Annotated in this window: 16 protein-coding genes; all 16 read right to left on the reverse strand. The window is 63.4% G+C overall.

The genetic code is table 11. The annotated features are described in order from the left end of the window. Nucleotides 1–19: 19 nt before the first annotated feature. Nucleotides 20–418 (reverse strand): 30S ribosomal protein S8, encoded by a 399-nt coding sequence (gene rpsH / locus D588_RS0110240; RefSeq protein WP_010340446.1) that lies wholly within the window; start codon nt 416–418, stop codon nt 20–22. Between the two features lie 254 nt (nt 419–672). Next, a complete protein-coding gene (gene rpsN, locus D588_RS0110245; RefSeq protein ID WP_010341607.1) occupies nt 673–978 on the reverse strand; it encodes a 30S ribosomal protein S14 in 306 nt (101 codons plus the stop codon). Between the two features lie 112 nt (nt 979–1,090). Next, the gene (gene rplE / locus D588_RS0110250) at nt 1,091–1,633 is read right to left on the reverse strand and encodes a 50S ribosomal protein L5 (protein WP_010341606.1); all 543 of its coding nucleotides are present in this window, start codon (nt 1,631–1,633) and stop codon (nt 1,091–1,093) included. Nucleotides 1,634–1,644: 11 nt separating this feature from the next. Beyond that, nucleotides 1,645–1,962 carry a 50S ribosomal protein L24 gene (rplX, locus tag D588_RS0110255; protein ID WP_010341604.1) on the reverse strand — a complete coding sequence of 106 codons (318 nt, stop codon included), beginning with the start codon at nt 1,960–1,962 and terminating at the stop codon, nt 1,645–1,647. A gap of 15 nt (nt 1,963–1,977) precedes the next feature. Continuing rightward, nucleotides 1,978–2,346 (reverse strand): 50S ribosomal protein L14, encoded by a 369-nt coding sequence (gene rplN, locus D588_RS0110260; RefSeq protein WP_003486699.1) that lies wholly within the window; start codon nt 2,344–2,346, stop codon nt 1,978–1,980. A gap of 14 nt (nt 2,347–2,360) precedes the next feature. Beyond that, nucleotides 2,361–2,630 (reverse strand): 30S ribosomal protein S17, encoded by a 270-nt coding sequence (rpsQ, locus tag D588_RS0110265; RefSeq protein WP_010341599.1) that lies wholly within the window; start codon nt 2,628–2,630, stop codon nt 2,361–2,363. Nucleotides 2,631–2,641: 11 nt separating this feature from the next. Next, on the reverse strand, nt 2,642–2,827 hold the full coding sequence (gene rpmC / locus D588_RS0110270) for a 50S ribosomal protein L29 (RefSeq protein WP_010341597.1): 186 nt from the start codon (nt 2,825–2,827) through the stop codon (nt 2,642–2,644). Continuing rightward, on the reverse strand, nt 2,827–3,240 hold the full coding sequence (gene rplP / locus D588_RS0110275; protein WP_003470657.1) for a 50S ribosomal protein L16: 414 nt from the start codon (nt 3,238–3,240) through the stop codon (nt 2,827–2,829). The genes rpmC and rplP overlap by 1 nt, the downstream gene beginning before the upstream one ends. Nucleotides 3,241–3,245: 5 nt before the next feature. Continuing rightward, entirely contained in the window at nt 3,246–3,980 is a 735-nt protein-coding gene (gene rpsC / locus D588_RS0110280) for a 30S ribosomal protein S3 (protein ID WP_010341595.1), read from the reverse strand. Between the two features lie 17 nt (nt 3,981–3,997). Beyond that, a complete protein-coding gene (gene rplV, locus D588_RS0110285) occupies nt 3,998–4,333 on the reverse strand; it encodes a 50S ribosomal protein L22 (RefSeq protein ID WP_003470663.1) in 336 nt (111 codons plus the stop codon). A gap of 12 nt (nt 4,334–4,345) precedes the next feature. Further along, the gene (rpsS, locus tag D588_RS0110290; protein ID WP_010341594.1) at nt 4,346–4,615 is read right to left on the reverse strand and encodes a 30S ribosomal protein S19; all 270 of its coding nucleotides are present in this window, start codon (nt 4,613–4,615) and stop codon (nt 4,346–4,348) included. A gap of 6 nt (nt 4,616–4,621) precedes the next feature. After that, on the reverse strand, nt 4,622–5,449 hold the full coding sequence (rplB, locus tag D588_RS0110295) for a 50S ribosomal protein L2 (RefSeq protein ID WP_010341593.1): 828 nt from the start codon (nt 5,447–5,449) through the stop codon (nt 4,622–4,624). 10 nt (nt 5,450–5,459) lie between these two features. Continuing rightward, a complete protein-coding gene (gene rplW, locus D588_RS0110300; RefSeq protein ID WP_010341592.1) occupies nt 5,460–5,759 on the reverse strand; it encodes a 50S ribosomal protein L23 in 300 nt (99 codons plus the stop codon). Beyond that, nucleotides 5,756–6,361 carry a 50S ribosomal protein L4 gene (rplD, locus tag D588_RS0110305; protein ID WP_010341591.1) on the reverse strand — a complete coding sequence of 202 codons (606 nt, stop codon included), beginning with the start codon at nt 6,359–6,361 and terminating at the stop codon, nt 5,756–5,758. Before rplD ends, rplW begins: the two co-directional genes overlap by 4 nt. Nucleotides 6,362–6,373: 12 nt before the next feature. Next, on the reverse strand, nt 6,374–7,024 hold the full coding sequence (gene rplC / locus D588_RS0110310) for a 50S ribosomal protein L3 (protein ID WP_010341590.1): 651 nt from the start codon (nt 7,022–7,024) through the stop codon (nt 6,374–6,376). Between the two features lie 11 nt (nt 7,025–7,035). Continuing rightward, nucleotides 7,036–7,347, reverse strand: a complete 312-nt coding sequence (gene rpsJ, locus D588_RS0110315; protein WP_010341589.1) for a 30S ribosomal protein S10 — start codon at nt 7,345–7,347, stop codon at nt 7,036–7,038. Nucleotides 7,348–7,856 lie beyond the last annotated feature (509 nt).

Genomic DNA, 7,856 nt, shown 5'->3' on the forward strand with positions numbered 1-7,856 from the left:
CATGTGAGTGCTCCTTCCCTTAGGCCACGAAGCACAGGACTTCGCCACCGACGCCGGCCTGACGGGCCTGCGCATCGGTCATGATGCCCTTGGACGTGGAAATGATGGCAACGCCCAGACCGCCGAGAACCTTCGGCAGCTCGGTCTTGCCGCGATACTGGCGCAGACCCGAACGCGACACGCGCTTGAGCGTATCGATGACCGGACGGCCCTCGAAATACTTCAGCACGATTTCCAGCTCGGACTTGTTGTTCTCGATCGCGTTGACGCGCAGATCGCTGATATAGCCTTCGGCCTTCAGCACTTCCGCGATCGCAACCTTGATCTTGGAGGACGGCATCTTCACCGTCGGCTTGCCAACCGCGGCCGCATTCTTGATGCGGACCAGCAGGTCGGCGATGGGATCAGTCATGCTCATGGTGTCTACCTTTGAGTGCACCGATATCCGCTTTCGCGAAAATCTTGTGTGGTGGAGCGGTGGAATGACGCAGGGGGTGAAGCGCGCAACCGCCGGAGGAACCCGCGGCGGCTGCCATACCCGTCCCTGCCGCGAGGCAAGGAGCGGGAGTATACGACAAAAAGTCCGACTTGCGTCGGACTCGTTGTCTGAACGACACGCGGGCGGCTGGACCACCCTGCCCGGCCCCGCGAACGGGACCGGTGCCGCTGGAATTACCAGCTGGCCTTGCGCAGGCCCGGAACGTCGCCGTTCATGGTCGCCTTGCGCAGCATGTTGCGGCCCAGGCCGAACTTGCCGTACACGCCACGCGGGCGGCCCGACAGTTCGCAACGGGTGCGCTGGCGGCTCGGCGACGAATCGCGCGGCAGCTTCTGCAGCTTGGTCACGGCCTCGGCCTTCTCGTCGTACGAGGCGGTGCCGGAGGCGATGATCTTCTTCAGCGCATCACGCTTGTCGGCGAACTTCTTCGCCAGCTTCTTGCGCTTGATGTCGCGGTTGACCATGGAGGTCTTTGCCATCTGTAAATCCTCGGGATTCGAGAGTGGGGATTGGAGATTTCCAGAATCCGGGATGTGACGGGCGCAACGCCCTTTCCATCCCGAATCCCGAATCCCGAATCCCGTCTGTCAATCAGTTACGGAACGGGAACTTGAACGCTTCGAGCAGCGCCTTGGCTTCGGCGTCGGTCTTGGCGGTGGTGGTGATGGCGATATCCATACCGCGGATCGCGTCGACGGCGTCGAAGTCGATTTCCGGGAAGATGATCTGCTCCTTCACGCCCATGTTGAAGTTGCCGCGGCCGTCGAACGAACGCCCCGAGACACCACGGAAGTCGCGCACGCGCGGCAGCGAGATGTTGATCAGGCGGTCCAGGAACTCGTACATCTTGGCGCGACGCAGCGTGGTCTTGCAGCCGATCGGCCAACCATCGCGGATCTTGAACGACGCCACCGAGATGCGCGACTTGGTCACCACCGGCTTCTGGCCGGAGACCTTGGCCATGTCGGCGACGGCGTTTTCCAGGATCTTCTTGTTCGTCGCGGCTTCGCCCACGCCCATGTTCAGCGTGACCTTGACCAGCTTCGGCACTTCCATCGGATTGGTGTAACCGAACTTCTTCATCAGAGCCGGTACCACTTCTTCCTTGTAGATCTTTTCGAGACGGGAAGTCATTGTGTCATTCCTCAGGCGTCGAGCGCCTCACCGCTGGAGCGGAACACACGCAGTTTGCGTCCATCCTCCAGCACCTTGAAGCCAACGCGGTCGCCCTTGCCCGTGGCCGGGTTGAGGATCGCAACGTTGGAAATATGGATCGACGCTTCGCGCTCGACCACGCCGCCGGCGACGCCCGCCTGCGGGTTCGGCTTGGTGTGGCGCTTGACGATGTTCGCGTTGGAGACGACCACGCGGTCGCCGTCGACGCGGACGACTTCGCCCTGCTTGCCCTTGTCCTTGCCGGTGGTGACGACGACCTGGTCGCCCTTCTTGATACGGTTAGCCATGTGTATGTCCTCCGCTCACAGCACTTCGGGAGCGAGCGAGACGATCTTCATGAACTTCTCGGACCGCAGCTCGCGGGTCACAGGCCCGAAGATGCGCGTGCCGATCGGCTCCTGCTTGTTGTTGAGCAACACCGCGGCGTTGCCGTCGAAGCGGATCAACGAACCGTCCGGACGACGCACACCCTTGCGGGTACGCACGACGACGGCGTCGTAGACTTCGCCCTTCTTGACCTTGCCGCGCGGGATCGCGTCCTTGACGGTGACCTTGATGATGTCGCCAATGTGCGCGTAGCGGCGCTTGGAGCCGCCGAGCACCTTGATGCACATCACTTCCTTGGCACCGGAATTGTCGGCGACGTCGAGGTAGCTCTGCATCTGGATCATGATTCAGATCTCCCTTATTCGGCCGCGCGGGTGACGATTTCCACCACCCGCCAGTTCTTGGTCTTGGACATCGGCGCAATCTCGGTCACGCGCACGACATCGCCTTCGTTGCAGGCGTTGTCGGCGTCGTGGGCGTGGAGCTTGGTCGAGCGCTTGATGTACTTGCCGTACAGCGCATGCTTGACCTGACGCTCCACCAGCACGGTGACGGTCTTGTCCATCTTGTTGCTGACCACACGGCCTTCGACCGTGCGCAGCGTCTTGCTTTCGTTATTGTCGCTCATCGCGGCCATCCTTACTTCGTGCTGCCGAGCAGGTGCTTGACGCGAGCGATCTCGCGGCGCACCCGGCGGGTTTCGTGAGTCTTCGGCAGCTGCCCGGTGACCTGCTGCATGCGCAGGGCGAACTGCTCCTTGCGCAGATCGGTCAGGTGGGCCTTCAGATCGTCGGCCGACTTCTCGCGGAGTTGTTTGATGTCCATCAGCGTACCGTCCGGGTCACGAAGGTGGTGGTCACCGAAAGCTTGGCAGCGGCCAGGCGGAACGCCTCGCGCGCGACATCTTCGCCGACGCCTTCGATTTCATAGATCATGCGACCGGGCTGGATCTGCGCGACCCAGTACTCGACGTTACCCTTACCGGAGCCCATTCGCACTTCGATCGGCTTCTTGGTGATCGGCTTGTCCGGGAACACGCGGATCCACATCTTGCCGCCGCGCTTGACGTAGCGGCTGATCGAGCGGCGCGCCGCTTCGATCTGGCGCGCGGTCAGCTGACCGTGCGCCGTGGCCTTCAGCCCGTACTCGCCGAAGCTGACGGCGTTTCCGCTCCACGCCAGGCCGTCGTTACGACCCTTGTGCATCTTGCGGTATTTGGTTCGCTTGGGTTGCAACATTGCCGTTACCTCGCTTCACGGGCCGGACGCGACGGACGGTCGCCACGGTCGCCGCGATCGTTACGATCGTTGCGCGGGGAATCGTCCTGCTTTTCCTGGCCAACCTGGGAGAAATCGAAGATCTCGCCCTTGTAGATCCAGACCTTGATGCCGATGATGCCGTAGGTCGTCTTGGCTTCGGCGAAGCCGTAGTCGATGTCGGCACGCAGCGTGTGCAGCGGCACGCGGCCCTCGCGGTACCACTCGGAACGGGCGATTTCCGCACCGTTCAGACGGCCGGCGACGTTGACCTTGATGCCCAGGGCACCCAGGCGCATCGCGTTGCCGACCGAGCGCTTCATCGCACGGCGGAACATGATGCGACGCTCCAGCTGCTGCGCGATCGACTCGGCGACCAGCTGCGCGTCCAGCTCCGGCTTGCGCACTTCGGTGACGTTGATGTGGGCGGGGACGCCCATCATCTCGCTCACTTCCTTGCGCAGCTTCTCGATGTCCTCACCGCGCTTGCCGATCACCACGCCCGGACGGGCGGTGTGGATCGTCACGCGCGCGGTCTTGGCCGGACGCTCGATCAGGATCTTGCTGATGCCCGCCTGCGCCAGCTTCTTGCGCAGCATTTCGCGGACCTTGAGGTCGGCTGCCAGGTAACCGGCGAACTCGGCCTTGTTGGCGTACCACTTGGAATTCCAGTCCTTGGCGATACCCAGGCGGATTCCGATCGGATGAACTTTATGACCCATCGTCTTTTCCTTTCCGCTTACTTGGCGGCGCCCACAACCACAGTGATGTGGCTGGTGCGCTTGAGGATGCGGGTACCGCGGCCTTTCGCCCGCGCCATGAAACGCTTCAGGGTCGGACCTTCATCAACCATGATGGTCTTGACCTTCAGCTCGTCGACATCCGCGCCTTGGTTGTTCTCGGCATTGGCGATCGCCGACTCCACCACCTTCTTGATCAGGTGGGCAGCCTTCTTGTCCGAGAACTTCAGCAGGTTGACCGCCCGCTCGGCGGAAAGACCACGGACCTGATCGGCGACCAGGCGGGCCTTCTGCGGGGAGATGCGCGCGGTGCGCAGGATTGCTTTCGCTTCCATCGTCATCTCTCCTTACCGGCCCGACTTCTTGTCGCCACCGTGACCCTTGAAGGTCCGGGTGACGGCAAATTCGCCGAGCTTGTGGCCGACCATGTTCTCGTTGACCAGCACCGGAACGTGGTTCTTGCCGTTATGCACGGCGATGGTGAAACCCACCATCTCCGGCAGGATCATCGAGCGACGCGACCAGGTCTTGATCGGACGCTTGCTACCGGCCGCGGCCTCCACCTTCTTGACGAGGTGGTGATCGACGAACGGGCCCTTCTTGAGTGAACGTGCCATGGTCGATTAGCCCCTACGATCGCGGACGATGAATTGTTCGGTGCGCTTGTTATGGCGCGTCTTGTAACCCTTGGTCGGGACACCCCACGGGGTGACCGGATGCGGATTACCCTGACCGGCCTTCGCCTCACCACCACCGTGCGGGTGGTCGACCGGGTTCATGGCCGCACCGCGAACGGTCGGACGCACGCCGCGCCAGCGCTTGGCGCCCGCCTTGCCCAGCTTCTCGAGGTTGTGCTCGTCGTTGCCGACTTCGCCGATGGTGGCGCGGCACTCGGACGGCACCTTGCGCATTTCGCCGGAGCGCAGACGCAGGGTGGCGTAGATGCCTTCACGCGCGACCAGTTGCACCGCGGCGCCGGCGGCACGCGCGATCTGCGCGCCCTTGCCCGGCTTCAGCTCGATCCCGTGGACGGTGGTACCGACCGGGATGTTGCGCAGCGGCAGGGTGTTGCCGGTCTTGATCGGCGCATCCGAACCCGCGATCACCTGGTCGCCGGCCTTCAGGCCCTTCGGCGCGATGATGTAGCGGCGCTCGCCGTCGGCGTAGCACAGCAGGGCGATATGGGCGGTGCGGTTGGGATCGTATTCGATCCGCTCCACGCGCGCCGGGATACCTTCCTTGTTGCGCTTGAAGTCGATGACGCGGTAGTGCTGCTTGTGGCCACCGCCGACGTGGCGGGTGGTGATGCGGCCGTGGTGGTTACGACCACCGGACTTGCTCTGCTTTTCCACCAGTGCAGCGTGCGGGGCGCCCTTGTGCAGATCGGGCGTGACCACGCGCACGGCCGAACGACGGCCTGCGGAGGTGGGCTTGAATTTCATCAATGGCATGGGATGTACCTCAGGCCTTGGCCGTTACGTCGATGGACTGGCCTTCGGCCAGACGCACGTACGCCTTGCGCCAATCGCCGCGACGACCGCTGCGCGAACGGAAGGACTTGTTCTTGCCCTTGACGTTCAACACGTTGACCGACTCGACCTTGACGTCGAACAGCTGCTCGACCGCGGCCTTGACATCGGCCTTGGTGGCTTCGTTCGAAATCTCGAAGACGTACTGATTGGAGAGTTCCTGCAGGCGCGCGGTCTTTTCGGAGACACGCGGAGCGCGCAGCACGCTGAAGATTTTTTCGTTGCTGCTCATGCCAGCCACTCCTCGACCTTCTTGACCGCATCGGCGGTGATCACGACCGTGTCGGCCCCGACCAGCGACACCGGATCCAGGCCCTGCACGTCGCGCACTTCCACGTAGGGAAGGTTGCGGGCGGACAGGTACAGATGCTCGGACGCTTCTTCGGTCACGATCAGCGGGCGCTTGCCCACTTCCAGACCCTTCAGCTTCTCGACCAGGCCCTTGGTCTTGCTGGCCTCGACGTCGAACGCGTCGACGACCATCAGGCGGCCCTGGCGGTTCAGTTCCGAGAGGATCGCGCAGATGGCCGCGCGGTACATCTTGCGGTTGACCTTCTGCTCGAAGCTGCGCGGCTTGGCCGCGAAGGTCACGCCACCGCCGACGAAGATCGGAGCGGTCAGCGCGCCGTGGCGAGCGCCACCGCCCTTCTGCTTCTTCGACTTCTTGGTGGTGCCGTTGACTTCCGAACGCGTCTTCTGCGCCTTGGTGCCGGCACGGCCGGCGTTGCGATAGGCGACGACGACCTGGTGAACCAGATCCTCGCTGAAATCGCGGCCGAACACGGCGTCGGAGACCGAGACCTTGTTGTTGCTACCCGTGATAACGAGTTCCATCGTCATCTCTCCTTATGCCTTGCTAGCCGGACGCACGATCACGTCGCCACCGGCAGCGCCAGGCACAGCGCCGCGAATGGCGATCAGGCCACGCTCGACGTCGACCTTGACCACTTCCAGATTCTGCGTGCTCTGCTGCACCGCGCCCATGTGGCCGGACATCTTCTTGCCCGGGAAAACGCGACCCGGGGTCTGGCGCTGACCCAGCGAACCCGGCGCGCGATGCGACAGCGAGTTACCGTGGGTGGCATCGCCCATGCGGAAGTTGTGCCGCTTGATGGTGCCCTGGAAGCCCTTACCCTTGGTGACGCCCTGGACGTCGACCTTCTGGCCGACGGCGAAGATGTCCGCCTTGATTTCGCCGCCGACGGCGAACTCGCCCAGCTGCGCGTCCTCGACGCGGAACTCCCACAGGCCGCGACCCGCTTCGACCTTCGCCTTGGCGAAATGGCCGGACGCCGGCTTGTTGACCAGCGCGGCGCGACGGGCGCCCACGGTGATCTGCACGGCGCTGTAGCCGTCGGCTTCGACGGTCTTGAGCTGGGTGATGCGGTTCGGGGTCGCTTCGATCAGGGTGACCGGGATGGAGCGGCCGTCTTCGGTGAAGACGCGGCTCATGCCGGCCTTGCGGCCCACGAAGCCCAACGAATACTTCTTCGTCATGGTCGTAGTCCTCAGGTCAACTTGATCTGGACATCGACGCCAGCCGCGAGCTCGAGCTTCATCAGCGCGTCCACGGTCTTGTCGTTGGGGTCGACGATGTCGAGCACGCGCTTGTGCGTGCGGGTCTCGTACTGGTCACGCGCGTCCTTGTCGACGTGCGGGGAAACGAGGATGGTGTAGCGTTCGATCTTGGTCGGCAGCGGGATCGGGCCACGCACTTGCGCGCCGGTCCGCTTGGCCGTCTCGACGATCTCGCTGGCCGAACGGTCGATCAAACGATGATCGAACGCCTTCAGCCGAATCCGGATCTTTTGGTCCGCCATGACGGTGGGTTCCTTCGTTAAAAGAGCGACGGGCAAGGCCTCTGGGATACCTGCCCCGGTTGTTTCCTGATGTCGTACCGCAGAGCATCCGGCTCGGCGGGGGCATTCCTCCGCCCCAAAAACTGGGGCAGACCAGTCGACCCGGCCTGCCCAGACGGAAAAGTATAATGCGCAGCTAGAGCAGCGTCAACAACCCGGGGCTGTTGAGTGCTCCATGCGACGCGACCTTCCCGGTCCTGCGAACACGAGCGGCGTCCTGCCTCTCTTTTCGCTGTCTTACCGGCGCCCTACCCAGGAACGCCGAGCCGCGCATTATAGCGACGACTTCACGCCTCCGCAACACCTCGCGCCAACAAATCGCCAGAACGTTCGCACACTCGAAAACGACGAAGGGCCGGCTTGCGCCGACCCTTCGCGATGCCGGCGACCGAGGTCGCTGGCGATCCCAGCCGGCGGCCTGCGCCGCCGGAAGGCATTACTTGATGATCTTGGCCACCACGCCGGCGCCG

Origin of the sequence: Xanthomonas sp. SHU 308 (genome assembly GCF_000364645.1) — a bacterium.
GTDB lineage: Bacteria > Pseudomonadota > Gammaproteobacteria > Xanthomonadales > Xanthomonadaceae > Xanthomonas_A > Xanthomonas_A sontii.

Coding starts and splice junctions, on each gene's coding strand:
- rpsJ (WP_010341589.1), bottom strand. CDS start 7,347: ATGGCGGACCAAAAGATCCGGATTCGGCTGAAGGCGTTCGATCATCGT.
- rpsQ (WP_010341599.1), bottom strand. CDS start 2,630: ATGAGCGACAATAACGAAAGCAAGACGCTGCGCACGGTCGAAGGCCGT.
- rplD (WP_010341591.1), bottom strand. CDS start 6,361: ATGGAACTCGTTATCACGGGTAGCAACAACAAGGTCTCGGTCTCCGAC.
- rplV (WP_003470663.1), bottom strand. CDS start 4,333: ATGGAAGCGAAAGCAATCCTGCGCACCGCGCGCATCTCCCCGCAGAAG.
- rplE (WP_010341606.1), bottom strand. CDS start 1,633: ATGACTTCCCGTCTCGAAAAGATCTACAAGGAAGAAGTGGTACCGGCT.
- rplP (WP_003470657.1), bottom strand. CDS start 3,240: ATGTTGCAACCCAAGCGAACCAAATACCGCAAGATGCACAAGGGTCGT.
- rplC (WP_010341590.1), bottom strand. CDS start 7,024: ATGACGAAGAAGTATTCGTTGGGCTTCGTGGGCCGCAAGGCCGGCATG.
- rplN (WP_003486699.1), bottom strand. CDS start 2,346: ATGATCCAGATGCAGAGCTACCTCGACGTCGCCGACAATTCCGGTGCC.
- rpsC (WP_010341595.1), bottom strand. CDS start 3,980: ATGGGTCATAAAGTTCATCCGATCGGAATCCGCCTGGGTATCGCCAAG.
- rpsN (WP_010341607.1), bottom strand. CDS start 978: ATGGCAAAGACCTCCATGGTCAACCGCGACATCAAGCGCAAGAAGCTG.
- rpmC (WP_010341597.1), bottom strand. CDS start 2,827: ATGGACATCAAACAACTCCGCGAGAAGTCGGCCGACGATCTGAAGGCC.
- rpsH (WP_010340446.1), bottom strand. CDS start 418: ATGAGCATGACTGATCCCATCGCCGACCTGCTGGTCCGCATCAAGAAT.
- rpsS (WP_010341594.1), bottom strand. CDS start 4,615: ATGGCACGTTCACTCAAGAAGGGCCCGTTCGTCGATCACCACCTCGTC.
- rplB (WP_010341593.1), bottom strand. CDS start 5,449: ATGCCATTGATGAAATTCAAGCCCACCTCCGCAGGCCGTCGTTCGGCC.
- rplW (WP_010341592.1), bottom strand. CDS start 5,759: ATGAGCAGCAACGAAAAAATCTTCAGCGTGCTGCGCGCTCCGCGTGTC.
- rplX (WP_010341604.1), bottom strand. CDS start 1,962: ATGGCTAACCGTATCAAGAAGGGCGACCAGGTCGTCGTCACCACCGGC.